General features: G+C 63.7%; 23 protein-coding genes and 1 pseudogene. 13 read left to right on the top strand and 11 right to left on the bottom strand.

Annotation, left to right across the window (positions count from 1 at the left end; genetic code table 11):
* Positions 1–134: 134 nt before the first annotated feature.
* Positions 135–317: pseudogene (locus NED97_RS23330) on the bottom strand (site-specific integrase); the annotation flags it as partial.
* Between the two features lie 780 nt (positions 318–1097).
* On the opposite strand from NED97_RS23330, the gene NED97_RS07050 reads away from it, so the two are divergent.
* The 4 genes from NED97_RS07050 (at position 1098) to NED97_RS07035 (ending at position 5666) form a co-directional block, all read left to right on the top strand.
* Entirely contained in the window at positions 1098–2774 is a 1677-nt protein-coding gene (locus NED97_RS07050) for a DNA polymerase V family protein (protein ID WP_252490006.1), read from the top strand.
* 543 nt (positions 2775–3317) lie between these two features.
* Positions 3318–3986: a helix-turn-helix domain-containing protein gene (locus tag NED97_RS07045; protein ID WP_252490005.1), complete on the top strand. Its 669-nt coding sequence runs from the start codon at positions 3318–3320 to the stop codon at positions 3984–3986.
* A 122-nt stretch (positions 3987–4108) separates the two neighbouring features.
* A complete protein-coding gene (locus NED97_RS07040; protein ID WP_252490004.1) occupies positions 4109–4876 on the top strand; it encodes an enoyl-CoA hydratase/isomerase family protein in 768 nt (255 codons plus the stop codon).
* 112 nt (positions 4877–4988) lie between these two features.
* Entirely contained in the window at positions 4989–5666 is a 678-nt protein-coding gene (locus NED97_RS07035) for a hypothetical protein (RefSeq protein WP_252490003.1), read from the top strand.
* 194 nt (positions 5667–5860) lie between these two features.
* Here the strand turns inward: NED97_RS07035 and NED97_RS07030 are convergent, their stop codons facing one another.
* The 4 genes from NED97_RS07030 to pyrB form a co-directional block, all read right to left on the bottom strand.
* The gene (locus NED97_RS07030) at positions 5861–6292 is read right to left on the bottom strand and encodes a universal stress protein (RefSeq protein WP_252490002.1); all 432 of its coding nucleotides are present in this window, start codon (positions 6290–6292) and stop codon (positions 5861–5863) included.
* Between the two features lie 157 nt (positions 6293–6449).
* Positions 6450–7289 carry a hypothetical protein gene (locus tag NED97_RS07025; protein WP_252490001.1) on the bottom strand — a complete coding sequence of 280 codons (840 nt, stop codon included), beginning with the start codon at positions 7287–7289 and terminating at the stop codon, positions 6450–6452.
* A 245-nt stretch (positions 7290–7534) separates the two neighbouring features.
* A complete protein-coding gene (gene pyrI, locus NED97_RS07020; protein WP_252490000.1) occupies positions 7535–7999 on the bottom strand; it encodes an aspartate carbamoyltransferase regulatory subunit in 465 nt (154 codons plus the stop codon).
* Positions 7992–8927 carry an aspartate carbamoyltransferase gene (pyrB, locus tag NED97_RS07015; RefSeq protein ID WP_252489999.1) on the bottom strand — a complete coding sequence of 312 codons (936 nt, stop codon included), beginning with the start codon at positions 8925–8927 and terminating at the stop codon, positions 7992–7994. Before pyrB ends, pyrI begins: the two co-directional genes overlap by 8 nt.
* Before the next feature lie 153 nt (positions 8928–9080).
* Here pyrB and NED97_RS07010 point away from each other — a divergent pair, with 153 nt between their 5' ends.
* On the top strand, positions 9081–9707 hold the full coding sequence (locus NED97_RS07010) for an RAD55 family ATPase (protein WP_252489998.1): 627 nt from the start codon (positions 9081–9083) through the stop codon (positions 9705–9707).
* A gap of 492 nt (positions 9708–10199) precedes the next feature.
* Here NED97_RS07010 and NED97_RS07005 read toward each other — a convergent pair whose 3' ends face one another.
* Complete coding sequence (locus NED97_RS07005; protein ID WP_252489997.1) at positions 10200–11165, bottom strand: FKBP-type peptidyl-prolyl cis-trans isomerase; 966 nt, start codon at positions 11163–11165, stop codon at positions 10200–10202.
* Between the two features lie 88 nt (positions 11166–11253).
* On the opposite strand from NED97_RS07005, the gene cyaB reads away from it, so the two are divergent.
* The 7 genes from cyaB (at position 11254) to NED97_RS06970 (ending at position 19575) form a co-directional block, all read left to right on the top strand.
* On the top strand, positions 11254–11808 hold the full coding sequence (gene cyaB / locus NED97_RS07000) for a class IV adenylate cyclase (protein WP_252489996.1): 555 nt from the start codon (positions 11254–11256) through the stop codon (positions 11806–11808).
* A 247-nt stretch (positions 11809–12055) separates the two neighbouring features.
* On the top strand, positions 12056–13300 hold the full coding sequence (locus NED97_RS06995) for a methionine adenosyltransferase (RefSeq protein ID WP_252489995.1): 1245 nt from the start codon (positions 12056–12058) through the stop codon (positions 13298–13300).
* A 374-nt stretch (positions 13301–13674) separates the two neighbouring features.
* Positions 13675–14955 carry an MFS transporter gene (locus tag NED97_RS06990; protein ID WP_252489994.1) on the top strand — a complete coding sequence of 427 codons (1281 nt, stop codon included), beginning with the start codon at positions 13675–13677 and terminating at the stop codon, positions 14953–14955.
* Between the two features lie 84 nt (positions 14956–15039).
* Positions 15040–15930, top strand: coding sequence for a dihydrodipicolinate synthase family protein (locus tag NED97_RS06985; RefSeq protein WP_252489993.1), 891 nt, complete (start codon positions 15040–15042; stop codon positions 15928–15930).
* 67 nt (positions 15931–15997) lie between these two features.
* Positions 15998–17176: a tRNA sulfurtransferase gene (locus NED97_RS06980; RefSeq protein WP_252489992.1), complete on the top strand. Its 1179-nt coding sequence runs from the start codon at positions 15998–16000 to the stop codon at positions 17174–17176.
* A gap of 211 nt (positions 17177–17387) precedes the next feature.
* The gene (locus NED97_RS06975) at positions 17388–18974 is read left to right on the top strand and encodes an outer membrane protein assembly factor BamB family protein (protein ID WP_252489991.1); all 1587 of its coding nucleotides are present in this window, start codon (positions 17388–17390) and stop codon (positions 18972–18974) included.
* A 73-nt stretch (positions 18975–19047) separates the two neighbouring features.
* Positions 19048–19575 (top strand): DUF5804 family protein, encoded by a 528-nt coding sequence (locus NED97_RS06970; protein WP_252489990.1) that lies wholly within the window; start codon positions 19048–19050, stop codon positions 19573–19575.
* A 47-nt stretch (positions 19576–19622) separates the two neighbouring features.
* Here NED97_RS06970 and NED97_RS06965 read toward each other — a convergent pair whose 3' ends face one another.
* The 3 genes from NED97_RS06965 to NED97_RS06955 form a co-directional block, all read right to left on the bottom strand.
* Positions 19623–20330 (bottom strand): hypothetical protein, encoded by a 708-nt coding sequence (locus tag NED97_RS06965; protein ID WP_252489989.1) that lies wholly within the window; start codon positions 20328–20330, stop codon positions 19623–19625.
* Between the two features lie 75 nt (positions 20331–20405).
* Entirely contained in the window at positions 20406–21386 is a 981-nt protein-coding gene (locus NED97_RS06960; protein ID WP_252489988.1) for a PLP-dependent cysteine synthase family protein, read from the bottom strand.
* Positions 21387–21512: 126 nt separating this feature from the next.
* Complete coding sequence (locus tag NED97_RS06955) at positions 21513–22571, bottom strand: Leu/Phe/Val dehydrogenase (protein WP_252489987.1); 1059 nt, start codon at positions 22569–22571, stop codon at positions 21513–21515.
* 144 nt (positions 22572–22715) lie between these two features.
* Here NED97_RS06955 and NED97_RS06950 point away from each other — a divergent pair, with 144 nt between their 5' ends.
* Positions 22716–23099, top strand: coding sequence for a TlpA family protein disulfide reductase (locus tag NED97_RS06950; RefSeq protein WP_252489986.1), 384 nt, complete (start codon positions 22716–22718; stop codon positions 23097–23099).
* 6 nt (positions 23100–23105) lie between these two features.
* On the opposite strand, the gene NED97_RS06945 is transcribed toward NED97_RS06950, so the two are convergent.
* Positions 23106–25343 carry a thioredoxin domain-containing protein gene (locus NED97_RS06945; protein ID WP_252489985.1) on the bottom strand — a complete coding sequence of 746 codons (2238 nt, stop codon included), beginning with the start codon at positions 25341–25343 and terminating at the stop codon, positions 23106–23108.
* 280 nt (positions 25344–25623) lie between these two features.
* A complete protein-coding gene (locus NED97_RS06940) occupies positions 25624–26199 on the bottom strand; it encodes a twin-arginine translocation signal domain-containing protein (RefSeq protein WP_252489984.1) in 576 nt (191 codons plus the stop codon).
* Positions 26200–26699 lie beyond the last annotated feature (500 nt).

Genomic DNA, 26699 nt, shown 5'->3' with positions numbered 1-26699 from the left:
ACGTCTCTTGCTCGCTTCGCTTCGGCTGGTAGTACGAGTTGTTCAGGAAGATCGGGATCGACAGCATCCACCGAAGCTGCAAATCGGAGGTAGACACGTAATGTCAACAATGAAGAACGGAGCGTCTCTGGTGAGATACTATCTTTCTTAATCCCCTGCTGTCTCCATACGCGGAACTCGTGCAGGTCTCGGGCAGACAGCTCGTCGAGAGTATTGATCCCCGCTTCGTCACACCAATCGACGAACAGAGATAACCGTCGTCGATGCGCTGCAAGTGAACTATTAGCGAGTTCGCTCTGCCGGGATTGCAAGTACATTTCGAGCGTTGTTCCGGGGTCGATCGGGTCGAGGTCGTTTGTTGTCATGGTTGCGTGAGCGACTCGACCCGAGGCCTGACGCGCGCAAGAGACCTGTAGCTCCACTTTTGACAGTGGCTGACTCTTCAATTTTTGGTCCAGCTTTTGCGAGCAGGAACGGCGGCGTAAGCCGCCGCACGCCCGCGCAGGTAAAAGGTGGGCGTGTTTAAATCGCGCCCGGCCCGCTTTTGCGACGAACTATTTCGTGACGAGCGAAAGCGACTAGAGCGATTTGAAGTAGACGAGTCACAGCCCGCGAGGGATCGAAGAGCCCTCGAGCAGTCAGCACAAAGCGCCGACGCCCGTGAGCGAGCAGAGCGAACTGGAACGTCTCAGCGTAGTTCACAATCGCGTCAACCCCGATTCCTTCCTTCACGACGTTGAGTCGCGATCAAAGCATTAGGCTTCCATCAGAACAGCAAACGAGCCGCTGAACAGCGTGATGCCGAGAACGATCAGCAGACCCATCGCTGTCGGATCCGCTGAAGCCAGGTCTATCCGTCATGGTTCCAGTACTTGGCTATCGTTGTGCCCCTCGTCATGCTCCGCTGAGAGATACCAAAATTCTCTCTTGACGGTATCTAATTTTCAAAGTATGAAACGAGATCCCGTCTCTGCTGCAATAATGAAACGGAACGAGCCCATATAAAATTGCGTGATGGTAGCATCTTGTTCTAAAATATTTCATATGTACAGTTCTTTCCGCCAATCTTATCAACAGCTGTGTCTGATACTTTCAGTATGGATAGAAGAACGGTATTAGCGAGTACTGGTATTACATTCTCTGCTGCGCTCGCTGGCTGTTCCGAGCTCGAGGACGACGCTGAAGAGAAAGATGGCGACGACCTCGATGATCAGAAGAACGACCAAGATGACGGTGCCGACGATTTCAGTGAGGACGACGATCTCGGTGGGGACGATAGCGCCGACGATCAGGAGGACCAGGAAAGCGAGGATCCCGATCAGGATGACGAGCAGTCGGACGAAGAAGAGGAGTACGAGATCCAAGAGGAGGACGAACAGGATCAAGACGAGGAGCAGGACGAGGACACTGAAGAGGACGATTCTAACGACGAACCGGAAGAGCGACCCGATGTGATCCTTCCTGAGGAAGCTGAAGCGCATCTGGACGTCCGAAATCACGATCTCGAATCGAGTGGGGATGGGTGCGAGTTTTACGTGGAACTCGAGCGAACCAGCAGCGAAGACGAGTACCACGTCTTCTTCGATACCGAGATAACGCTCTACTCTGACGACGGTGAGACGATCGCAGAGAAATCAGGCCCGAGTATGAGTAGGGATGATCCCGGAGAGGGCGAGAGCCGAGTCTACTCGATCAGTTTCGATGACTGCGATGGGGCCGATCAGTATACGTTCCAGGTTGCGAATTTCGGCGCCATCCTATCGGCCGACGCGATGGAGGCTGATGTCGACATCCATCCCCAGCTCGAGGAGAAGCTCGAGATCGATCACGAGTTCAGCTGGGTGGATGAACCTGGTAGTGGTCGATGTCGAATCAATATAAGTGCCCGAAACGTTACCCAGGATTCCGTCATCAGTGCCACCGCAAATAGCAATGATATCGATCGCGGATTAACCAACCTCGAGCCAGGTAAAAGTGATAGCAAGGAGATTGAGGGGTCCTGTACCGAGGACATCGAACGATATATGGTTCAGATCGGAACGGAAGACTACAAGATCGATGACGCCGAAGTTGTCAACGATCACAACGAGGAGATCGATGCAGAAGGCGAAGTGACCCTCTCCGAAGAAGCCGAAGAGCATCTGGAGGTTCGAGACCACGCCCTCGTCTGGCGTGACGCAGACCGAACCGAGGTTGAGGTTCGCATTGAACTTGAGAAAACCAGCGCCGATAAGTATCACTTCTCCTTTAGGTCCGGTACAACCGTCTATGACGACGACGGTGAGACGATCACTGGGAATCCACGCCTTGGTCCGAGTGGACGTGAGCAACTCGACGAAGGCGAGATCCGAATGTACTCAGTCGGTATAGATCCTGAGGGGGTTGAGGAAGCAGCTGGGTACAGGGTCCGAATTTCAAATTTCAACGCGTACGTGCATGTCGATGACTTAGAGCCCGACTTCGACCTCGACGCTGAGCTCGAAGAGAAACTCGAGGTCACGGACGCTTCGATCGGGTTTGGAGATAGCGACTACGCTCCGATCTACGATAGTAAACGCTGCGGTAAGTCCGCAACGGTGGAAAACATCACTGAGGACTATCGGCTCACCGTTAGAGGGCCGGACGGTGAGTTCCACACCGCGGTCGAGCTCGAGCCGGGTGAAACAGCTGACTTTTGGAACACAGGTGGCCAATGCGCTCCTGCCGACCTTACGTACGGTTTCCGTATCTATGCGGAGGAAGTCGAAGAGATCGACGACGCTGACGACGCATAGAGCAACTCCTCGTTAACTGCGAGGAAAATCTCTGGGCGAGGTGTGGAAGACTGTGCTGATCTGCGTGTCTTTGACTCGTAACAGCTGGGTAGGGCGGAAAGAGAGGTAGCCTTTCTGCCGTCTGAATCGAACTACTCAGTAAACGGCTCCCGTCCGGTTTGACTGACTCCGAGGCAGAAGTCGCGTCTACCCGGTTTCTCACAGCGAACAGTTCCGTGAGTCATCGCGAAACCGCGTAATCCCGACCGTACTCGGTACGACGACGGCGCCGACGATCGGTCACGAGATCCGGCCCGCCGTCGACCAGCCGCGTTCTCGAGCCCTCGAGCGACGAACCCCGAGACCGGACGCGGTCGAAAACCCGGTATACTGTCCCGTAAGGGACTCTCTACCACGAATTTGATCGATCATAACCAAACGACTTCAGTTCTTCACACGTGAATAGAATGAAATCTCTGTAGAAATTGAGAGTCACTATCGCGGTTGCAAATCACTTTGGAAGTGGGGTTATTGCGTTTCCTACTGTACCTGTAGGTGAGAACTATGACATCGATCGCGGACCTCGAGATCCCGGGCGACGGAACCGGACTGGCGGAGTTGTTCGAAGCCGCTCCATCGCTCACGTGCGAGATGGAGCGTGTTATCGCCTCGAGCGGCCACTGCCTCTGGCTTTCCGGCCCATCCCAGGCCGAGATCGAGGAGGCGCTGTCGGACGCGTCCGCAGTCGAGGAGTACTCGCTGATAAGCAGCGACGAGGATCGCTGGCTGTTCGACATCGAGTTCGATCCGGAGACGGTCGACGTCTTCGAACTCGTCCTCGAGGAGGGCGGAACCGTCCTGAGCGCGTCGGCCTCGGACGGCTCCTGGCTGCTGAGCGTCCGGGTCCTCGATCGTGAGGACGTCAGTTCGCTCTACGACGAACTCGTCGATCGCGACATCACGCCGACGATCGTCCGCCTGTTCGACGTCGCGGACGAGTCTCACTCCCAGTGCGGACTCACCGAACGACAGTACGAGACGCTGGTCGCTGCGATCGACCACGGCTACTTCGAGATCCCGCGCGAGGTCTCGATGCAGGAGCTCTCCGAGGAACTCGGTATCTCCCACCAGGCCCTCTCGGAGCGACTCCGCCGGGCGTACCGCGCGCTGGTTACCTCCGAGCTCAACGTGGCCGAGGAGGAGGCGACCGCCCCGCCGGTTCCGTCGGACTAACGTTCCGTCCGTAATCAGTCCGCTATCGGTCGGTTTCACTATTTTAGCGGTCGTCAGCCGGGAAGCGGCGTGCCGGTCGCGAATCGAGTACCATTATTAGTCGTGAACGACGTGCTCGAGCTATGCACGTCGACAGCGAGGACGGCGTTCTCGAAATCAGGTTCGATCGACCGAGCGTACTCAACGCGATCACCCGAGAGATCGCCACCGAGCTAGCCGAGACGGTCGAGAGCGCCGATCCCGAGGAGTACCACGCGATCACGATCACCGGCGAGGGAGACGCCTTCAGCGCCGGCGGTGACATCGAAGCGATGACCGAAGAGCCCGCCGCGCCCCGGGAGTCTTACGCGGAGGTCACCGAGACGTTCGGCCGCGTCGTCGAGGCGATGCTCGAGTGCCCCGTTCCGATCGTCGCGAAGGTAAACGGCGACGCCGTCGGTGCGGGGCTGGCGATCGTCACGCTCTCGGATATCGCCTACGCGGCCGAGGACGTCACGTTCTCCTGTGCGTTCGTCAGGGTCGGTCTCATCCCGGATACCGGCGGGACGTTCATGCTCCCCCACATTATCGGCCTGCGAGCGGCGAAGAAACTCGCGTTCACCGGTGAGTTCTTCGACGCCGGGCGGGCGGCCGACCTGGACCTGGTCAACGAGACCGTTCCCGCGGACGAACTGGACGACCGGGTGCGTGACACCGTCGACCGACTCGGTCGTCGGCCCACCGACGTTATCGGGATGACGAAACAGGCGCTCCACGAGAACATGGGCCGCCACTGGAACGAAGCGCTGGACTACGAGAACGTGCTCCAGGTCCAGGCGCGCTCCTCCGACTCCCACGAGGAGGGGGTCGCCGCGTTCCTCGAAGGACGGGATCCCGAGTTCAACGAGTGACGACCGGACCCAACTCGACGGAACCCGGTGAAAGCCTCCCCGTCTGTTACTCGAGTCGCAAGCCACCGCAAGCAGTACCATTGTACGGCTCTCCGTCGTATTTCAAATCGTAATGACCCCAGAGTTTACCGACGACGACATCGGCAAGGCAGTTGTTAACGCAGAGGGAGACGAGGTCGGCATCGTCGCGGAGGTCGAACACGGCACCGCACACGTCGAACCCGACCCCGGAATCACGGACACGATCAAGGCGAAACTCGGCTGGGGGGGTACGAACGGTGACACGTACCCCCTCCAGGAGCAGTCGGTCGCCGAAGTGACCAGCGACGAGGTTCATCTTCAGCACGACCTCGAGTCCGGCGGTGCGGCGGGTGCGGGTGCCGGCGCCGGTGCTGGATCGACAGCCGGGACCGAAACCGGTCGAGGCACCGACGGCGACGACATGATCGGCGGTGACGACACGACCACCGAGCGAGGCACCGACGGCGACGACATGATCGGCGGTGACGACACGACCACCGAGCGAGGCACCGACGACGACGACATGATCGGCGGTAACGACACGACCACCGAACGAGGTCCCGGTGACGGCGATCTCATCGGTGACGATGATAGCCGCACCCGCGATGACGACAGCCTCATCGGCGATGACGACGATGACGGTCTCATCGGCGACGACGATGATGATGGCCTCATCGGTAACGATGACGACGACGATCTCATCGGCGATGACGACGATAATCGTGTTGGCGACGACGACGACGATCTCCTGGACGACGACACGCGGTAACCGCGACTTCCAGGAGTTCGACGCCGGTCGATCACGGTTCAAATTCTGGGTTTTTCGACGGCTAGACGTCGTTCAACCGCGGGTTCGGACGACAGCCGGATCTCTGGAGAGGCGTCACTCGAGCCGAAAACAGCCCTCGTCCTCCCAGGTAACGCGTTCGCTACCCGTTCTCGTTGTCCATTACCGCCGTCCACTTACTCCGATCCGTGACGAACCGTCAACACCGGCACGTCCGCCAGTCGGACGACCTTCTCCGTTACGCTCCCGAGCAGGTACCGGTCGAGACCCGTCCGTCCGTGCGTTCCCATCACGATCAGATCGATGTCGTTCTTCTCGGCGTAGGAGAGAATCCCGCTGTGGGGACGGCCGTGAACGACTCTCCCGGCGACTCGATCGTGTCCCTGCTCGCAGACCTCTTCGACGAGGGTTTCGACGGTCGCCGATCCCGTCTGCTCGAACTGCTCGATGACGGGCCCGGTCTCGACCTCGCCGGCGAAGATCGTCGTATCGACGACGTTGAGCAGGTGCAACTCCGCCTCGTACTGCTCGGCGAGATCGAGTGCGGTCTCGAGCGCCTGCTCTGCGGGTGCGCCGCCGTCGGTCGGGAGCAGGATGCGGTCGTACACGGTCGTCGATTCGGGGCGAAGAACCAAAAGTGTATGTTCAACGGTACCAATGCTCAGCACCTTCGCGAGGGAAGCCGTCGCCGTCCCATCGAAAGCGACTCGAGTCGTAGTATGCTCGACCGAATCGCCGCGACGGCGTCACTCGGGCTCGATCGAGTCAGGCGTCGCCCTCTGGCTCACCGTGAGTGACGCCCTCGCGGTCGTCCGCCCGTCGCCGTCGCAGCGCGGCTCGAGCGTTCGACGCCTCGTAGCCGAAGAAGACGTCCTCTCCGTACGCCTCCGCGACCTCCGTCGCGTGGATCAGGTTGTCGATGTCGACGTTGACCGCGTACAGTTCGATGCTGAACGGCGTCTCGAGCGCGCTCTCGAACCCCTTCGCGATCGTCTCGAGCCAGTAGGTCGTCTCGTAGGCCGTGTCGTACAGCGGAACGACGAACTCGTCGACGTACTCCTCAAGCGCCTCGAGGTCGATCCCCGCGCGTTCGTAGAGGTGGCCCGGGTAGGGATCGGGGTAGAGCGTCATGTAGACGCGACCGGGAACGTGCTCGACGGCCTCGGCGACGAACTCGGTGATGACGCTCGCACGCCAGTCGAACCGGTCGTCGTACTCGCTCTCCTCGAAGTTCCGCTCGCAGATTCCGCAGCGACAGTACTCGGCCCGCGGGAATCCGATGTCGTCCAGCCGAACGTCCTCGTTCGCCTCGGCGCAGTCGTCGATGATCTCGAACAGCCCCTCGCGGTAGTCCTTCCGGGAGGGACAGACGTACGCCCAGTCGAAGTACTGCCGATCCCGGGTCGCCGGCCGGCCGAGGTCGTCGACCGGAACGAGCGACGGATCGGCGTCGGCGGCGGCGTTGTCGCCGAAACAGGACACCATGTTCACACCGTCGGCGATCGGTTCGGCGGACCGACCGGTAACGTCCTTGACCTCGTAGAAACCGCGGTCGAACTCCGGCCAGCGGACTTCCTCCGCGTTACGCGTGACGACGCCGTACATACCAAAACTGTACGGCGCCGCACTCGTAAGCCGTTCGGAACGGTGCGTTACTGCGTTTCGGGTTCGTACTCGTACTCGACGTCCGAGGGGCCGCTGAAGACGACCTTCCAGAGGGCGACGATGACGAACGTGGCGATCAGGATTTTGATAGTGCGTGACATATCCATTCGAGTACTCGAGAAGGATCCATTTATCAATTCTGAAATTCTTCACAACGGGCGACGCTTCGGGAACGGACGATCCGGTCAGGTGTCGATCAGCGACGCGATCTCTTCGCGGACGATCGTCCCGCAGTACGAACAGCGGACGGCGTCGTCGAACACGTCGAACGTCGAACTGACCGGTTCGTCGCCCGTCGAGATACAGCCCGCGTTGGGACAGGAGAGCACGCCCTCGACGACTTCGGGGCGATCGACGCGGTGTTTCTCGACGACGTCGTAGTCCCGGACGATGTTGATCGTCGCGTCGGGTGCGATCAGCGAGAGGACGTCGACCTCGTCCTGGCTCAGCTCTCGGCCCTCGACTTTCACGATATCCTTGCGCGCGAGTCGATCCGACGGGACGTTCATCCCGACGGAGATCTCCTCGCCCTTGCTGCCGTCGATGCCGAGGATCGCGAGGACGTTCAACGCCTGGCCACCGGGAACGTGGTCGATGACGGTTCCGCTCCGGATCTTGCTGACGCGCAGTTCGTGGTCGTCGTCACTCATCGGTCTCACCCTCGTCGTCGCTGAGGAGCAGATCGAGCAGTGCCATCCGGACGGGAACGCCGTTGTGTGCCTGTTCGAAGTAGGCCGCGTGTTCGGTCTCGTCGACTTCGGGCGCGATCTCGTCGACTCTCGGCAGCGGGTGCATGACAGTGAGATCGTCGCTCGCCGCCTCGAGCGTGTCGACGTCGATCTGGTACTCGCCGGCGATCTTCTGGTACTCCGTCTCGTCGGGGAACCGCTCGCGCTGGATCCGAGTGACGTAGAGCACGTCCAGCGACGGCAGGATCTCCTCGAGCGCTTCGTGTTCGCGGACCTGGGCCCGCTCCTGTTCCTGGTGGAGATCGTAAACGACCTCGCGGGGGAGCCGAAGGCTCTCCGGGCTGATGAAGTGCTGGTGGGCGTCGAAGTTCGAGAGCGCGTACGCCAACGAGTGGACGGTCCGACCGTACTTCAGGTCGCCCATGATACCGATCGTCAGGTCCTCGAGGCCGGCGTTCTCCCGGATCGTGTAGAGGTCGAGCAGGGTCTGCGTCGGATGCTGTCCCGCCCCGTCGCCGGCGTTCAACAGGGGGACGTCGACGAACTCGCTCGCCATCGTCGCCGCACCCTGTTTCGGGTGACGGAGGACGAGCGCGTCGGCGTACCCCTCGATGACTCGCACCGTGTCGGCGAGCGTCTCCCCCTTTTTCACGCTCGATGACTCGACGGACCCCATGTCGACGACGTCGCCGCCGAGTCGCTTCATCGCGGTCTCGAAGCTCATCTTCGTCCGCGTGCTCGGCTCGAAAAAGAGCAGGCCGAGCAACGCCCCCGCGTGACGATCCGCGACGGCCGTGGGATCGTCGCGGATCTCGGCCGCCCGGTCGAGGACGGTCTCGATGTCCGACCGCGAGAGTTGTTTGCTCGTGATGACGTGATCGTGGCGCATCTGTTGGAACTGCCATCTGCAGCCCCCTTGAATCTCCCCATTCGTCGGAGCCCGTCTCGAGTTCGATCAGCTCCCGGCGAGATGGTGTCAACGGAACTAAATTTACGGAAAGCAAAGAATTATACAGAGTCTGTTACAAATGGTCACAATCGTATGGTGGGTCGGCTGAAGACGGGGATCGACGTGCTCGATCGGAAGCTCGACGGAGGTGTGCCGCCGGGCTGTATCGTCGCGTTCACGGCCGATCCGGCCAGCCAGTCCGAGCTCCTGCTGTACGAGCTGACGGCCGCACGCGGAACGCTCTATCTGACGACCGAGCGATCCACCGAATCGATTCGTCACGCACTTGAACATTCCCCGTCGACGGTCGGCAGTCCGACGGTCCGACACGTGACGGGTGACGCGCCGCTCGAGGAAGCCAGACGGTTCGTCGGGGCGCTTCCCGACGGGGCGAACCTCATCGTCGACACGGCCGACGTCCTCGAGCAGGCTGAGGCCAACGACTACGTCGCTTTCCTCAACGATCTCAAGACGAGAATGCTCGAAACCGACGGTATCGCGGTGTTGCACTGTCTGAAAGGTGAGACCGAGCCGACGAACAGGATGCGGACCCACCACGCCGCCGACGCGGTCTTCGACCTCCGGACCGAGATCACCGGAAGCGAACTCGAGAACCACCTCTCCATCCCGAAGTTCCGCAGCGGACGGCAGCCGACCGAGGCGATCAAACTCGAACTGACCGAGGAGGTCGCGATCGACACGAGTCGCGACATCGCCTAGTCGGTTTCGTCGTCGAACGGGCCCCGCACCGTTCCGCTACGAACGTGTCGAAAGCCCCGTTCCGTCTCGACTCCCGGGATTCGCTGTCGTTCGAAAATCTTCGATTTTCGTGATCTTCAAAAGAGCGCTTCGCGCTCTTTTGGACTGGACGATTCCGAAGGAATCGCTTGCAGTCGGGCGGCAGTGCCGCCCGACGACCTCGCGGAGCTTCGCTCCGCTCAGTGACGAGAGAGCCAAGCTCTCTCGAACCACGCGCCTCGGTCGGTCGCAGGACTCCCTCCCTGCGGTGTTTGCTCTGCGAGACGCGTACCGTCTCGCTGCCCCCTCTCTCACTCCGTTCGCGAGGACTTCGTCCGGGTTCCTCGAGACGGAACGCCCCTTTCATTACCGCCCGTCGTGGCTTATCCAGTCGGGAGAAACCCGCCGGCGGTCGCGCTGCGGAGCGAGCAGTGGTCGACGAACGAACGGCGAAAACTGAAAGAAACTGCGTCGTTACTCTTCGGCGCCTTCGAGCTCTTCGACGATCTCGTCGGCGTCGACGTCGGCGTCCTCGAGGGCCTCTTCGATGTCGGCCTCGCCGCCTGCGCCGCCCATACCGCCCATCATACCGGGCATGCCCATGCCGCCCATGCCGTCGATGATCTCCTGGACGATGACGCGGTCGACGCCGAGTTTGTCGATGACGTCCTGACCGATCTGCTGTTTGCCCATCATCCACTGCTGGTTCATCGTCATCTGGGGCGTGGCCTCGAGGTAGAGCGTCTCCTTCTCGACGATCTCGGTCTCGAACTCCGGTTCGGCGTCCTCGTCCTCATCCTCGTCGGATTCGACGGGGACCTCTTCCTCGACCTCGTCGGTCTCGATCCAGAGATCCGGCTCCATGCCGAGGTACATCTCGAACAGGCCGGCGGCCTGCTGTTCGACGTCGTCGACTTCGTCGACGATCTCGTACTCGTACTCGACGTCGTCGCCGGCCAGCGGGTGGTTGAAGTCGACGCGAGCGCGACCGCCGACGATCGTGCTGATGTAGCCCTGTTTGCCGTCGATCTGGACGTTCGCGCCGGGGTACCGGTCGTCCTCGTCGATCTTCTCGGCGCTGACGGTCTGTACGTCGTCGGGATCGTACTCGCCGAAGGCGTTCTCGGCGGAAATCGTCACTGTGCCGGAGTCGCCGACCTCGCTGCCGATGATCTCTTCTTCGACCTCGTCGAAGATGTGACCCTCGCCGAGCACGAGCGTGCGCGGCTCGAACTCCTCCGCCTGGTCGTCGACCCCTTCCTCCTCGGCAACGTCGGGGTCGGTCGTGTCGACCAACTGATCATCTTCGACGGTGTACGCCGTGTAGGCGAGCGTTATGAAGTCGCCGGCCTGAAGCCCTTCGGCTTCGGCGGCGTCGTCTGCGTTCTCGTCGACGTCATCGGCCTGCTCTTCGAGTTCGGCCTCCTCTTCCTCGGTCATACGTTGTACGTCCCCCCGTCTACATTTAAGGACGACGTTTTCTCCCGAGAGCGACCGATACTTACGAGCGGTCGCCGTTCCGGACCGTATGTACGAGGTCGAGATCAAGGTACCCGCCGATCTCGAGCGCGTCCGCAATCGGCTGGACGAACTCGAGGCGACGCCCGCGGACGCCGTCGTCCAGGCCGACACCTACTACGACGCGCCACACCGGTCGTTTCCGGAGACCGACGAGGCGCTCCGTATCCGGTCCGAGCGCCCCGAGAGCGGGGACGAGGTGACGCGTCTCACCTACAAGGGACCGCTCGTCGACGACGAATCGAAGACGCGAGAGGAGATCGAAACCGCAGTCGGGAGCGACGAGAAAATCGACGCTATCCTGACGAAACTCGGCTTCGACGCCGCCGCGACGGTCCGCAAGAATCGCGAGCGGTTCGCGCTCGAGGGGTACACGGTCACGCTCGATTCGGTCGACGGCGTCGGCGAGTACGTCGAGGTCGAGACCGAGGTCGAAGGCGAAGCCGACCTCGAGTCGGCGCGCGAGGGTGCGTACGAGGTGCTCGAACGGCTCGGGCTCGATCCGGACGATCAACTTCGAACGTCGTATCTCGGGCTACTGCTCGAGTCCCGATCGAACGGCTGATCTCGACGTCGGCGCGCTGAGCGGTGTCTCGACGCGGAGTTTCAGGAAAGTAGGCACACTCTCCGGGACGCGTCATCGCCGCTTCGGTTCGAGCGTTACGGTTAGAGCGAGCCGTCGCGTCCGTCCGCGGAGTGCCGTCGGGAAGGTCCGGATTTCGAACAGGCCGTGAGATTCGATTACCACGGGGTATTTTCTGTCCAGATTTGTTTCCGGAAGTTATAGAACCTCGAACCATCTATCCCCGATAATGAGCGAACGGAATATCCGGGTCGAACCGATCGACCGCCAGGCAGTCGAGGATCAGGAGGTCGAAATCGTCGAACGAAAGGGGATCGGTCATCCGGACTCGATCTGCGACGGCGTCGCCGAGAGCGTCGCCGGCGCGCTCGCACGCGAGTACATCGACCGCGTCGGTGAGGTACTGCACTTCAACACCGACGAGACCCAGCTCGTCGCGGGAGAAGCGGCACCCGCGTTCGGCGGCGGCGAGGTCGTCGATCCGATCTATCTGCTGATCGTCGGCCGCGCGACCAAACGGTACGAGGGGCAGACGATTCCGACGGAGACGATCGCGCTGCGAGCCGCCCGCGAGTACCTGGAGGAGACGATCCCCCAGCTCGAGTACGGCGAGGACATCATCGTCGACGTCAAACTCGGGGAGGGTAGCGGCGACCTTCAGGAGGTCTTTGGCGAGGACGAGAAGTCGAATCCGGCGGACGATGACGAGCCCTCCAGTCCGGTGGGCGTCCCGATGGCCAACGACACGAGCTTTGGCGTCGGCCACGCGCCGCTGACCGAGACCGAGCAGATCGTCCTCGAGGCCGAGCGACGACTGAACGGCGAGTACGCCGCGACCAACCCGGAACTCGGCCCCGACGTGAAGATCATGGGCAAGCGCGAGGGTGACCAGATCGACGTCACCGTCGCGGCGGCGATGGTCGACGAGTACGTCGCCGACCTCGACGAGTACGCCGACGCCGTCGAGGACGTCAGGGAGTTCGTCACCTCCGTCGCGAACGAACACACCGACCGCGACGTCAACGTCTACGTCAACACGGCCGACGACTACGAGGAGGGCTCGATCTACCTCACGGTCACCGGCACCTCCGCCGAGCAGGGCGATGACGGCTCCGTCGGCCGCGGAAACCGCGCGAACGGCCTCATCACGCCCAATCGGTCGATGTCGATGGAAGCGACGAGCGGGAAGAACCCCGTCAACCACATCGGAAAGATCTACAACCTGCTCTCGACGTCGATCGCCGAGGAGGTCGTCGCCGACGTCGACGGCATCCGCGACCTGCGCGTCCGCCTGCTCTCCCAGATCGGCCGCCCGATCGACGAGCCACACGTCGCCGACGTCCACGTCGTCACCGCCGAGGACGTCTCGCTCGAGGACGTCGAAGCCGACGTCGAGGCCATCGTCGACGAGGAACTCGGCAACGTCACCGAGATCACCCGCCAGGTCATCGACGGCGAACTCACGACCTTCTGAGCGCTCGAGGCAGTCCGTTCCGTCCCGGATACCAGCTTCGACCTCGATCTTCGCTTCTCGCCGACCGGTATCGGAGCGTGCGCACCGGGGGCGCGTTCTTTTATTGGAGGGCGGTCGGCGGCTCCGTACCGACCGAACTCTCGGGGGAAGTGAGGTGACCGTGACTCGAGAGACGACCCGCGACCAGCGGACCGCCGCTTCCGTCCGAAACCAACCGGTCCGCGTTCAGCCGATAACTCGCCCAGGTGGCGACTCTACCGTCGATACCGGTCGTGGTCCGCAAGAGCAATCGGTTCCGCTTTCGATAGAATCAATTCCCCCGGCGGGCTACCGTCCCCTAGCTGTTACGATTCGAAACAGTAGGTACGATCGACGTGTCCGACTCGAGTCCCCGCCCACGAAGCGTCGTCTTCGCCGTCGTCGCGAGTACCTTCTTCGTCGGCTTCGGCGGCGGCGTCATCTTCCCGATACTGCCGAACCTTGGAGAGGTGCTCGGCATCTCGGCGTTCATGGTCGGCGTCATCCTCGCAGCGAATCGGTGGACTCGGCTGGTCGCAAACGCGCCCGCCGGGGTTCTCGTCGACCGGATCGGAACCCGGAAGCCGTTCATCGCCGGACTGGCGATCGAGGGCGTCGCGACGTTCGGCTACGTGATCGCGCTGATCGCATCCCGTCCGTCGATGGGGTTCCTGCCGGACGTCCCCGAGGCGTGGTTCGTCCTCGCCCGAATCATGTGGGGCCTCGGTAGCGCGCTCGTGTTCGCGACCGCGTACACGATCACGGCCGACGTCAGCGACTCCAGTTCGCGCGGCACGAGCATGGGGATCGTCCGGGCGGGGATCACGTTCGGCTTCCCCGCGGGACTCGTGCTCGGCGGACTCGTCAGCGAGACGTACGGGAACGTCGAGGCGTTCGTTCTCGCCGCCGCGTTCGCCGGTCTCGCGAGCATCATCGCCTACTTCGTCGTTCCCGAAACCCACGTCGACGGCTCGGACTCCTCGGTCAAACCGTGGGACCTCGAGCTAACGCTGCCCGCGCTCACCGTGGGACTGGTCAACTTCGGGCTCTACTTCGCGTACATCGGCGTGCTGTTCTCGACGCTGGTGCTGTACTTACAGGCCGAGACGCTCACGATCTCGACGACCGCGTTCGGCTACGGGATCGAGTACGGAGAGCAGGGGACCTCGGGCGTACTGATGGCGGTCTCCGTTCTCGCGGGTTCGATCTTCACGATCTCGGGCGGCGTGTTGAGCGACTCGTTCGGCGCCCGCGTCCCCGTTCTCGTCCTCTTCCTGGTGACGGCCTGCGCCGGTTTCGCCGTCCTCACGGTGGCGCCGTCGTTCTGGTACGTCGTGCTCGCCTGCGCGCTGATCGGGGCGGGCCAGGGCGGCGTCGGCGGCCCGCTGACCGCGTTGCTCGCCGATCTCACGGTAGAGGAGCGAATGGGGCGAGCGATGGGAACGAACAACGTCCTCGGCGACGTCGGCGGCGGACTCGGTCCCCTGGTCGCGCTGCCGTTCGCCGATGCGGTCGGCTTCCAGACGATGTACGCAATCAGTGCGATCATCCCGCTGCTGGCCGGCGTGGTCCTGGTCATCGGCGTCTACTCCCACACCGGGAGTCTGAGTCCGACCGTCGAGGAGTCGGCCATCTAGCCGACCGTCGACGTCCGTCCTTCGGAACCGCCGCTGTATCGCCGCGATGATAACGGCTTTGCCTCGAGAGACGGTGTCTCAACCATGGATCTCCGGAACGCGCTCCGCGGTATCACGTGCCCGACCGTGACGCCGTTCGACGACGGATCGATCGACGAGTCCGCGCTGGTCGACCTGCTCGAGCACCTCCACGAGGGCGGAATCGACGGAGTCTTCGCCTGCGGAACGACCGGCGAGTTCCCGAGCCTCGCTCCCGAGGAGCGCCAGCGCGTGGTCGAACTGTCCGTCGACCACGCCGACGGGCCGGTCGTCGCCTGCGCGGGCGCGACGAGCGTCGACGAAACCGTCGCTCACGTCGAGAACGCCGTCTCCGTCGGCGCCGATGCCGCCGCGCTGGTGCCGCCGTACTTCACGGCGGCCAACGCGCCGGTGGGAAATCAGCGGTTCTTCGAGGCGGTGGCCGACGCCACGTCGATTCCGCTGCTGCTGTACAACATTCCCCAGTGTACGGGCCGGCGAATCGAACCCGAGACGGTCGCCGCCCTCGCGGAACGCGGCGGGTTCGTCGGGATCAAGGACTCGAGCGGCGACCTCTCGTACTTCCAGTCGGTCATCAGGGAGACACCCGACGACTTCCTCTGTCTGATGGGCTACGACTCCCTGGTGGTTCCGGCGCTACGGATGGGCGCCGACGGCGGGATCAACGCGCTGTCGAACGTCGTTCCCGGAGCGTTCCGGGAGCTGGTCGACGAGGCGGAGACCGGTCGCGGCCGAGAGCTCCAGGCAGACGCTATCGCGCCGCTGTTCGAGCTGTGTGCGTCCTACGGCTTCGCCCAGGCGACCAAGGCGGGACTCGTCCACCGCGGCGTGCTCTCTACCGACGAGGTTCGGCCACCGCTGGTCCCGGTCGACGACGCGAGAGCCGACGAGGTCGGCACCGCGGTCGAGGAGACGCTCGAGGTCACCGGGCGCTGAGCCTCGCCGGAACCGCGCCGTCCCTGCCTCGTAACCCCCTTATAGCCGCGGTTGGCTATACCGATGTATGCACCCGCCGGGAGCCGACACCGTCCTCCTCCGTCACGGTGACGTCAACACCAAGAGCAACACCGTCAAGCGGTACATGGAGGGACTCCTCGCCGAGAACCTCGAAGCCCTCCTCGCGGACCGGTCGATCCCCGGCGAGGTCGAGCGCCGGTGGAACCGGCCGCTGATCCACACGAGCGAGGAAGCGGTCGAGGACGCGACAGCGGCCGCAGCCGACGCCTTCGGCGTCGTCTCCGCGAGCCCGTGTCTCACCGTCGGCACCGAGATGGAAGCGATCCTCGAGGCCCTCGTGGAGACGGCCCGCACCCGCTACGACGGCGGCACCTTCGCCGTCGACGCCCGACGGGCGGACAAGAGCCTTCCCTACGGGAGCGAGGACCTCGCTCGCGAGGGCGGGACGGCCATCTGGGAGGCCGTCGAGGACGAGTTCGAGCCCGAAGTCGACCTCGACGATCCCGATATCACGTTCGGTATCGAGGTCCGGGAGGAAGCCTCGTTTATCTACCTCGAGAAGCGCTCCGGGCCGGGCGGCCTCCCGCTCGGCGCGCAGGAGCCCGTGATCGCGCTGATCAGCGGCGGGATCGACTCGCCGGTCGCCGCCTACGAGATGATGAAACGCGGCAGCCCGGTCGTGCCGGTCTACGTCGATCTCGGGCCGTTCGGCGGGATCGACCACGAGGCGCGCGCGATGGAGACCGTCCGCGTGCTCTCGCAGTACGCCCCGAACTTCGACATGCAGGTCTACAAGATCCCCGGCGGCGAGACGCTCTCCGTGCTCGTCGAGACGATGGAAGAGGGCCGAATGCTCTCGATGCGCCGCTTTTTCTACCGGGCCGCCGAGGTCCTCGCCGACCGCGTCGACGCCCACGGCATCGTCACGGGCGAGGCCGTCGGCCAGAAGTCGAGCCAGACTCTCCAGAACCTCGGCGTCACGAGCCGCGTCACCCGCCTGCCGATCCACCGGCCGCTGCTCACCCGGGACAAACACGAGATCGTCGCCGAGGCCCGCGAGATCGGCACGTTCACCGACTCGACGATCGACGCCGGCTGCAACCGCGTGGCGCCCGACCGCGCGGAGACCAACGCCCGACTCGAGCCGCTGCTCGCGGTCGAACCCGACGACCTGCTCGAGCGGGCAGAGGAGGCCGCGAAGAACGCCGAACTGGTCGAGCCGTAACGGTAGCTCGTCGCGCGGTTTTGAGACTTGGTTCCGAGTGAACGCTCGAACTGATCTATTCGTTACCTGTGTTGAGTCTGTAAAACAACTACCCGAAACCCCATCGTTTCGCGAGTATCCATCGTTTTCTCGTCGTTGGTAAATAGTTGTGGATCGGATACGTACGGATAATAACCAGATAATAATAGAACCAGTTAGGGTTGTGACCGGTATGCCACGTTGGCATCGCCGTTCGATACTCGCGACTGGTGCAGCGCTTTCGACGGGCGTCGGACTCGCGTCGATCGGTTCGACGGCCGCAGACGAACACGGAGAGGACGACGGCAGTGGGGGTGGAGATGAACCCTCGGACGTCGAGCGTCCCACCGAGGTCGCCTGGCGGTACGACGGGCCGTACGACATCGATTCGACCGTGGTCGTTGACGGCCGTATCTATACCCAGACCGGGGGAAGCGTGTACGCGCTCGACGCCGAAGGCGGCTCCCAAGAGTGGGAAACGGGAGATATCGGGGCCGAAAGAACGCCCGCTGTCGACGACGACACCGTTTACGTGGCCGGCGATCCGATCCAAGCGATCGACGCCGAGACCGGTGAGGTCCGCTGGGAGAGCGAGATCAGCAGCCAAACGATCGCTGTCGGTCACGGCATGGTCTATACGTCGAGTGACTACACCGTCTACGCGCTCGACGCTGACGACGGTTCGATCCGGTGGGAGCGCGAGAGCGTTACGGTGGAGACCGACGACGGGGAGAGAACGGCCGACGAGTTGCTGATAGGCGACGTCTCCGAGGAGACCGTCTACGCGTTCGATTCTTCCGTCGGGGCTGATGGAGGAGTGTTCGCCGGGCTCGATCCGACGACGGGCGAGACGGAGGTAACGGTGCAGCACGACGAGTCGGTAACGGAGGTTACTGCGGGTTCGGGCCACGTTGCCATCTTTCCCGGGTACGACGCCACGTCTCTCTTCGACATGTCCTCCCGGGAGGTAGTCGGCAGTACCTCCATCACGCTCACTCACGCCATCATCGATGACGCGTACTTCGCTAACGGGAGAAACGGCAGCCTCTCGGTGCACGATCTCTCCGATAGCGGAGCGCACGCGTGGAGCCTCGATTCCGACCACAGCATGCCGGCACTCGTCGGAGACACGGTCATCACTGCGTACGGACCGGATCCGGCCGATCGGCCCGAGGAAGCGGAGGACGAAGATCGGTTAATGGCCCACGACCTCGAGACGGGTGAAGAGGCGTGGCGATACACCTTCGACGATCGCGACTGGACGGCCGCCGGGATGTCGATCGCCGCCGACGAGAACACCGTTTACGTCAGCCGCGACGGAGAGTTGCTGGCCCTTCGAGCCGAAGACGACGAGGAGGAAGACGGCGAAGAACACGAGGAGGACGAGGACGACGAGACCGAGGGTGAAGACGGAGACGAGGGCCCGGACGAGACCGACGGCGAAGACGACGAGACGGACGAGACCGAGTCCGATTGTCCGGAAGACACCGAATCCGACTGTCCGGACGAGCAAGACGATGGCGACCTGATCGACGAGGATGGCGGCTCCGGTGAAGACGACGATGACGGCGATGGCGATGAGAGCGGAGCCGTCGACGACGAAGACGACGGAGAAACCGGGAACGGAGACGAAACGGGGAACGAGACGTCGGACTCCGAAGACGACACCGATACTGACGACGGAATGCCCGGGTTCACCACCGGCGCCGGAATCGTCGGCGGGGCGCTCGGCCTCGAGTGGCTCCGTCGACGGGGCGACGCGGACGAACCGACCGAGTAACGAGATCGTCGGGCCCGGAATTCGCGACTGGGAGACGAAACGCACATTATCGAGACACTCCCACCACCGAACAGTGACCCGCGTCTGTCTCGTCGGCGACCCCGAGGTGAACCTCCAGTACGAGTTGCTCTCGCGAGAGACGTCCCGGGAGGCGCTCGCGACGTACGACCTCGAGCGACCGTTCGAGAACGCGCTCGCGGTTCGGACCGTCAGCATCGGCGCGGCGGTCTCGCTGCTGAACGATCTCGATTGGTACCTGACCCGGTTCGTCGACGAAGCGCTCGTCCAGGAACCCTCGGTGAACGAGACGGAGTGGCTCTCGCGACCGCTAGCCCGCGAACTGCGCAACGGTACCGTCGCGCCCGCCGACACCGACGAGTTCTGCAAGATTTACGGACTCGAGCGAGCCGGCGAGGACGAACAACAGGACGAGCCGGCCGACGGGACCGAAACCGACGGAATGGGTCCGACGACCCTGCTGCCGCGGCTCGTCGAACCGCTGTACGTCCGCCGAACGGGGGGTGAACTGCCGACGTACGACCTCCGGGACGTCGACGAGACGCTCGTCGTGCGGCTCACGGAGTCGGAGTACTCGCCGTAAGTCAGCGGGACCGCCGAGACACCACGTCCGGCGGTCACTACGCAGCGTCACTCGTCGTCTGAATCGTTGTCCGTCTCCTCCTCGCCGTTGCCGTCGGACGTCGAGTCCGAACCGGAGCTCCCGTCGCTGTCGCTATCGCTGGCGAGTTCGAACTCGTACTCGCTCCCCTCGCGGTCGACGACGGTCGCGGAGACGTCGGTCACCGGTTCGCCGCCGTCCGACGCGCGGACGAGCACTCCGACCGTCGTCTCCTGTTGGGCACATCCCATCTCGTCGCTCTCCTCGTCGCTGACGACCGCCTCGAGGTCGAGTCTCCCGTCTTCGACGGTAGCCGACTCGAGGAGCAGTTCGTAACACAGGTTCGGTGCGCCGGCCTCGAGTGAGGTCAGCGAGCACTCCTCGAACGACGTCTCGTCGACGATCTCGGCGACAGCGTCCTCGGAGTCGCCGCCGATACGTCGCTCATCGAGCCACTCCTCGGCCTCCTCGCGCTCGAGGAACAGGGTTGCGTTCGGTTCGGTCGCGGGCTCGCCGTACCGGAACGCCTGTGTTTCGGTCCCTCCCGTCTCCTCGTCGTCGGTCGACCCGTCGTCGGATTCGTCGTCGGCTCCGTTATCGCCCATAGCGTCGTCGTCACCGTCGGTTCCGTCGTCAGGCTCGGACGACCCGCCGAGATCGTCCGCGATACACCCGGCGGTGAGTGCGAGCAATCCTGCCCCGCCACATAGCAGACCGCGCCTGGTGCTGTCTGTCATCGTTTCCTCACAGGCGAGCCTAATATAAATTCGGTTGGGAAGGTGAAAGACTGATTTTGTTACCGAAGCAACCAGTTATCCGAACAGCCCGGTCGAGAGGTAGCGCTCGCCGCTGTCCCAGAAGACGGTGACGACCAGCGGACAGTCCTCGGGGCTCTGACCCCCGTCAGTTTCGGGGGTTGCCTGCGGCTGACCGTCGAAGACGCCCGGGACCTCCGGACAGTCGGTCTCGGGTTTAGCGATCTCCTCGGCGATCTTCTGGGCGACGAGACTCGTCGCGCCGCTGGACTGACCGACGAGGATGCCCTCCTCGCGGGCGAGCCGGAGACACTCGTCCTCGGCGTCCTCGAGCCGAACCGTCTCGACGCGGTCGATCAGGTCCAGGTCGAGGTTGTCGCTGACGAAGCCGGGACCCATGCCCTGGAACTCGTCGGTTCCGGATTCGCCGGTCGAGAGAACGGCGTTTCGCGCCGGTTCGACGGCGATGATGTCCATCTCGGGGAACTCCTCGCGGAGCCGCCGACCGGTGCCCGACAGCGTGCCGCCGGTGCCGACGCCGGCGACGAAGGCGTCGATCTCGCGGTCGCCAACCTGTTCGACGATCTCTTCGCCGGTCGTTCGGTAGTGTGCCTCGGGGTTCGCGGGGTTCTCGAACTGGCCGAGTTGGACCGCCCCCCGGGCCTCGAGTTCGTCCGCACGAGCGCGAGCGTCCGTCATCTCGCCCTCGACGAGTTCGAGTTCGGCGCCGTAGGCGGCCATGACCCGGCGGCGTTCCTCGGACTTCGAGGCCGGCATGACGATCGTAAGGTCGTACCCGCGAGCGGCGGCGACGAGCGAGAGGCCGATCCCGGTGTTGCCGCTAGTCGGTTCGACGAGCCAGTCGCCGGGTTCGATTTTCCCGTCTCGCTCGGCCGCCCGGATCATCTCGAGCGCCGGCCGATCCTTTGCCGAGCCTCCGGGATTGAACGATTCGACTTTGGTGGCGACGGTCGCCCCCTCCGGCGAGTCGACCTGGACGAGCGGCGAGCCGATCGTGTCCAGGATGCTTCCCTTCATTGGAAACGCGTAGGAAGTCGAGACGTAAACCCGTACTGGACCTCGGCAGGACGTGCCGGTGGTGACACGACGGAGGGAGAAACGGGCCGATCGGCGGGCAGTACGCGTAGAGAGCAGCGATAGCAGCTAGTTCGACGGCAGTGCCGGCGTCACCCTCTCAGAATCGTCGATCCGCTCCTGGGCGTACGCCTCCGCAGCATCGAGGACCGTGCGATTCTCGTCTTCGGCACGCTCGATCATCTCGCCGAGTCGGTCGCCGATCGCTTCGGCCCCCTCGTAAGCCTCGTCGTAGGTCCCACCGAGGTACTCCTTGCCGACGGTGATCAGCCCACCCGCGTTGATCACGTAGTCGGGCGCATAGAGGATGTCCCGCTCTGCGAGTGCGGCCGCGTGACGCCGCTCGGCGAGGACGTTGTTCGCAGAGCCGGCGACGATGTCACACTCGAACTGGTCGATCGTCTCGTCGTTGACGATAGCGCCGATCGCACAGGGTGCAAAGACGTCGCATGACCGCTCGTAGACCGCACCGGGCGCGACGACGTCGACGTCGTAGGCGTCGGTGAAGTCGTCGACGGCGTCCCGGTTTACGTCGGAGATCGTCACGGAGGCGCCGTGCTCGAGTAATTCCTCGGCGAGCAGGCGACCGACCTTGCCCAGTCCCTGAACGACGACGTCGAGGTCGCTGACGGAGTCGGTGCCGTAGACGTGCTCGACGGAGGCACGGATACCGTGGAAGACGCCGTGGGCTGTGACCTTCGACGGGTTCCCCAGACCGTCGCTGACGCCGACGACGTGGTCCGTTTCGCGCGCGACGATGTCCATCTCCTCGGCGCCGGAGTTGATGTCGACCGAGGTAACGTAGCGGCCGGCCAGACAGTCGACGGCCCGGCCGTAGGCCTCGAGGACGTCCTCGGTTTTGACTTCCTCCGGATTGCCGATGATGACCGCTTTCCCCCCGCCCAGCGGCAGGTCCGCCGCGGCCGCCTTGTAGGTCATCGCCTCCGAGAGCCGCAGTACGTCCGTCAGTGCGGCGTCTTCGGACTCGTAGTCGAGGATACGTGTCCCGCCGAGGCTCGGGCCAAGAGTGGTGTCGTGAATCGCAACGATGGCCGTCAGGCCCGTCTCTGGATCGGAGAAGTAGGATATCTGCTCGTGACCTGGTTCGGCGATCGAGTCGAATACCATGGTGATAACTCTTGGGTTTGGTGTAAAAATGCTACCGACTCGGCGCCGGTCGCGTTCGTCGCACGCGAGTAACGGATCGGTCACTCAAACGCAACGCCCGTCGGAAACGCGGTCGTTAAGCCGCCGGGCGCGAAACTCGTGTCCATGAGTCTCGAAACCATGCGGCCGAACCCGACGTGGGACGCCGCCTCCTACGACGACACCGTCGACACGCTCGCCGCCCACGGCGACCTGACCTACAAGGTCTGGGGCGGCGACTGGTGCAAGGACTGTCGCGCCCTGCTGCCGGACTTCGGCGCGGCGCTCGAGGCCGCCGAGGTACCGGAAGAGCGCATCGACGAGATCGCCCTCGACCAGGACAAGCAGGGCCCCGGCGTCGACGAGTACGATATCGAGTACATCCCGACGATCGTGGTCGAAGACGACGCGGGCGAGGAGATCACGCGCTTCGTCGAGGAGGAGGACGTCCCGCCGGCCGTCTGGCTCGCGGAGGAACTCGAGGCCGAACTCGAGACGGAAACGGCCTGATCGTCGCTAGAACGGCACGTCGTCTTCGATTTCGGCGTCTGCGTTTTCCCCACCAGTACTCGAACCGTCGAGCCACGCGATCGCCTCGTCGACGTCGTGGGTCGGCGGCGAGCAGGTTCGGTTCCGGCAGACGTACAGCGTCGGCTCCCCGTCGCGGGCCTCGCGACCGGCCCAGACGGCGGGCGCGCCCTCGAGCCCCAGTCGGTCGAGCCAGTCCTCGAGGCCGTCCTCGGTCGGCGGCCGGAGCGCGAACTGCCGGTCCGGCAGGTACCGCGAGGCGAAGCGGTCTCGCCACTCCGCGGACAGTTCGTCGGCGGCGACCGTCACCTCGAGCGCGCCCGCATCGAGGCGATCCGCGGCGAGACAGAGCGTCGCGTGCTGGAGCGCGTTCGACTCGAGGCGACCGGCGTGGGTCTGCAGGACGGACGCGGCGATCTCCTCGAACTCCTCGTCGTCGACGGCTTCTGCTCGCGGGCTTTGCCCGCTCGCACGGCTCGAGGCGCTTTGCGCCTCGCTGGCGAAGCCGTCGAGCGCGAGAAGGGTCTCGACCGCGACGCCCGCGGCGGAGGGCGTCGACTGGTCGGTCAACTCCTGGGGCCGCGTGACGAGCGACTCGCCGCTCTCGGGCGTGAAGTAGATCGTCTCTCGCTCGTCGTCCCAGAACTCGGCTTCGATGACGCGGGCGAGTTCGAGGGCAAAGGCGAGGTGGTCGACGTCGCCCGTCGCCTCGTAGCAACCGAGGGCTCCGCGTGCGAGGAAGGCGTAGTCCTCGAGGTAGCCCTGGACGGCCACGTCCCCGTCCTTGTAGCGCCGCGACAGCCGCTTCTCGTCCGCGTCCCAGAGCCGATCTCGAACGAACTCGAGGGCGTCGACCGCCATACTGGCGAACTCGTCCTCGCCCAGCACGAGCGCGGCCTCGGCGCAGGTCGCGATCATCATCCCGTTCCAGCTCGCGAGCACCTTCTCGTCGCGGTTGGGTCGCGGCCGCTCCTCGCGGGCCTCGAACAGCTGCTCGCGGGCGGACTCGAGCCGCTCTTCGACCTCGTTCTCCTCGAGGTCGAACCGCTCGGCGAGTTCGGGGATCGACGCGTCGACGTTCGGCTGGTTCTGCCCCTCGAAGTTACCCGACTCCGTGATGTCGAAGCGCTCGCAGAAGAGTTCGGCGTCGGTTTCGTCATCGAGGACGTCCCGAACCTCGGCGGGCGTCCAGACGTAGAACGCGCCCTCCTCGCGCTCGCCGGTCTCGGGATCTTCGCTCTGGGCGTCGAGCGTGCTGAAGAAGCCGCCCTCGTCGTGGGTGAGCTCCCGGGAGACGAACTCGAGGGTCTCCGCGACGACCTCGACGTAGCGATCCTCACCCGTGAGCTGGTAGCCGGCGAGCAGGACCCGCGGAATCTCGGCGTTGTCGTACAGCATCTTCTCGAAGTGGGGCACCGTCCAGTCCCGATCGACGCAGTACCGGTGGAAGCCGCCGCCGACGTGGTCGTAGAGCCCGCCCTCGATCATCGCGGTGAGCGAGCCTTCGAGCACCTCGAGGTACTCCTCCCGGCCGGTGCGGTCGTACGCCCGGGCGAGCACGCGCAGCCGCGACGGCTGGGGGAACTTCGGTCCGCCGGAGCCGAAGCCGCCGTACTGGCGGTCCGCACTCCGGAGCGCCGCGTCCGCGGCGCGCTCGAGGACGTCGCTCGAGGGCGGCTCCGCGGCGCCGACCGCGTCGGACGTCTCCTCGAGTCGGTCCGCCGCCGCCTCGGTCCACTGGTCGGCCCGGTTCTCGATCTCGTCGCGGTCCGTCTCCCAGGAGCCGCGGAGATTCTCGAGAACGTCGAGAAAGCCCGGCTGTCCGCGCTTCGGCTCCTTGGGGAAGTAAGTGCCGACGTAGAACGGCTTGCCCTCGGGCGTGAGCCACGCCGAGAGCGGCCAGCCGCCGCCGCCGCTGACCAGCTGACAGACGGTCATGTAGATGCTGTCGACGTCCGGACGCTCCTCGCGGTCGACCTTGATCGGAACGAAGTGCTCGTTGAGCACCTCGGCGACCTCCTCGTCGGCGAAGCTCTCGTCCGCCATGACGTGACACCAGTGACACGCCGAGTAGCCGATCGAGAGGAAGATCGGGACGTCGTGCTCGCGGGCGGTCTCGAGCGCCTGTTCGTCCCAGGGCTGCCAGTTGACGGGGTTGTCCGCGTGCTGGCGCAGGTAGGGGCTTTGCTCCTCCTCGAGCCGGTTGCGCTCCGTCGGGTGGCTCATTGGATTCGTCTACGGCCAGGAGTTGTAAAAGCCCGCCGGGCGACCGGTCGAAGGATCGAACGCTCTCACTGCGGGCGATCGAGCGATCGGAATCGATTCACGGGGACGGATCGAGTGCTGCCGTTCGTTCGGTGTATCGTCACTCGGTAATCGCCCGGTAGACCGGGTAGCGCGATCAATCTCGACAGTCGGGGGAAGCCAACAGCTTCCGATCGAACGGTTTCTAGATCCGCTCTATCAGATGGTCCGATACCAGAAAAATAGGGATCGGTGAGCCGCGTCAGTCGCCGCCGCCGCCACCGCCGCCGCCGCCGCCGGATTCATTCTCTTCCTCCGGCTCCTCTTCTTCCGGCGGCTCCTCTTCCTCCGCCGGCTCCTCTTCCTCCGCCGGCTCCTCTTCCTCCGCCGGCTCCTCTTCCTCCGCCGCTGCGCCGAGGGTTACTTCAATTAGGTTCAGCTCGGAGTTGCGAACCGACCCGTCCGTGCCCATCGTGTCGCTGTCGCCGGCACTGAGGCCGTTCTCCGTCATCAGGTAGCCGAGCGTCGGGGCGGAGCCGCCCGTGTCGTAACTGATGAAGAAAAGGTCCCAGTCGTCCGGGTCGGAGAACTCTTCGTCCAGACCGGTGGCTTCGTACACGTCGTCTCTCGTTCCCGTGTCCGCCTGCGAGGCGATGTCGAAGTCGACACCGGGGAGGTAGTCGTCGCCGAACACGACCACGTCAGCGCCGTCGTCTTGCTGGGCGGAAGCGGTTCCCGTCGTCGCGCCTGCGCCGAGGGCGACCGCCGTCGTGGCGAGCGCCCCCTTCTTCATGAACGAGCGTCTCGAGTCACTGAATACGTTGTTGTCTTCTACCATGTCTCTCACTTTTGTTCCCCCTGTTCGGGGTAGACGGTTCTTGATCCAATTCTGGCATAAGTGAGGCCGATCGTTTCACGGTCTAAGACGAACTGTATTCGCAAAATATGGTCATTGGCCGAGATACGCCCAGATTTCGGCACATCACGCGGAGATCGGCGACAGATATCAGAAATGGTTGTTTATCGGGCGGAACGGACTTTGCCGCACCCGTTTTGGACCCGTTAAATCACGTCGCTGATAGGAACCGATATCGATCCGCCTCGTACGCGGTGGATGGTATCCGTCGGTACGACACCCCGGATGTAGCCGAATTCTCGGGATTCCGCGACAGAAGAATCGTGGATCGGGGACACTCGTACAACAAAATAGATGATTTCTCAGGACTGTCCGTCCGGAAATCAGTACGGGAAACCAATCATCCTCCACAATCGTCAGCAGTTCCGACAGCGATTTCGCCCTGGGTTTCTCGGTCACTCCTGGCCGTCGGTCCGTCGAGC

Origin of the sequence: Natronococcus sp. CG52, from assembly GCF_023913515.1 — an archaeon.
Classification (GTDB): Archaea; Halobacteriota; Halobacteria; order Halobacteriales; family Natrialbaceae; genus Natronococcus; species Natronococcus zhouii.
The sequence above is the reverse complement of the archived record's forward strand: the minus strand, read 5'-3'. Positions and strand labels throughout refer to the sequence as shown.

Bases quoted from the DNA above. Each gene is read 5' to 3' on its own strand.
- NED97_RS07050 (WP_252490006.1), top strand. From the start codon at position 1,098: ATGGATAGAAGAACGGTATTAGCGAGTACTGGTATTACATTCTCTGCT.
- NED97_RS07045 (WP_252490005.1), top strand. From the start codon at position 3,318: ATGACATCGATCGCGGACCTCGAGATCCCGGGCGACGGAACCGGACTG.
- NED97_RS07040 (WP_252490004.1), top strand. From the start codon at position 4,109: ATGCACGTCGACAGCGAGGACGGCGTTCTCGAAATCAGGTTCGATCGA.
- NED97_RS07035 (WP_252490003.1), top strand. From the start codon at position 4,989: ATGACCCCAGAGTTTACCGACGACGACATCGGCAAGGCAGTTGTTAAC.
- NED97_RS07025 (WP_252490001.1), bottom strand. From the start codon at position 7,289: ATGTACGGCGTCGTCACGCGTAACGCGGAGGAAGTCCGCTGGCCGGAG.
- pyrI (WP_252490000.1), bottom strand. From the start codon at position 7,999: ATGAGTGACGACGACCACGAACTGCGCGTCAGCAAGATCCGGAGCGGA.
- pyrB (WP_252489999.1), bottom strand. From the start codon at position 8,927: ATGCGCCACGATCACGTCATCACGAGCAAACAACTCTCGCGGTCGGAC.
- NED97_RS07010 (WP_252489998.1), top strand. From the start codon at position 9,081: ATGGTGGGTCGGCTGAAGACGGGGATCGACGTGCTCGATCGGAAGCTC.
- NED97_RS07005 (WP_252489997.1), bottom strand. From the start codon at position 11,165: ATGACCGAGGAAGAGGAGGCCGAACTCGAAGAGCAGGCCGATGACGTC.
- cyaB (WP_252489996.1), top strand. From the start codon at position 11,254: ATGTACGAGGTCGAGATCAAGGTACCCGCCGATCTCGAGCGCGTCCGC.
- NED97_RS06995 (WP_252489995.1), top strand. From the start codon at position 12,056: ATGAGCGAACGGAATATCCGGGTCGAACCGATCGACCGCCAGGCAGTC.
- NED97_RS06985 (WP_252489993.1), top strand. From the start codon at position 15,040: ATGGATCTCCGGAACGCGCTCCGCGGTATCACGTGCCCGACCGTGACG.
- NED97_RS06980 (WP_252489992.1), top strand. From the start codon at position 15,998: ATGCACCCGCCGGGAGCCGACACCGTCCTCCTCCGTCACGGTGACGTC.
- NED97_RS06975 (WP_252489991.1), top strand. From the start codon at position 17,388: ATGCCACGTTGGCATCGCCGTTCGATACTCGCGACTGGTGCAGCGCTT.
- NED97_RS06965 (WP_252489989.1), bottom strand. From the start codon at position 20,330: ATGACAGACAGCACCAGGCGCGGTCTGCTATGTGGCGGGGCAGGATTG.
- NED97_RS06960 (WP_252489988.1), bottom strand. From the start codon at position 21,386: ATGAAGGGAAGCATCCTGGACACGATCGGCTCGCCGCTCGTCCAGGTC.
- NED97_RS06955 (WP_252489987.1), bottom strand. From the start codon at position 22,571: ATGGTATTCGACTCGATCGCCGAACCAGGTCACGAGCAGATATCCTAC.
- NED97_RS06950 (WP_252489986.1), top strand. From the start codon at position 22,716: ATGAGTCTCGAAACCATGCGGCCGAACCCGACGTGGGACGCCGCCTCC.
- NED97_RS06945 (WP_252489985.1), bottom strand. From the start codon at position 25,343: ATGAGCCACCCGACGGAGCGCAACCGGCTCGAGGAGGAGCAAAGCCCC.
- NED97_RS06940 (WP_252489984.1), bottom strand. From the start codon at position 26,199: ATGGTAGAAGACAACAACGTATTCAGTGACTCGAGACGCTCGTTCATG.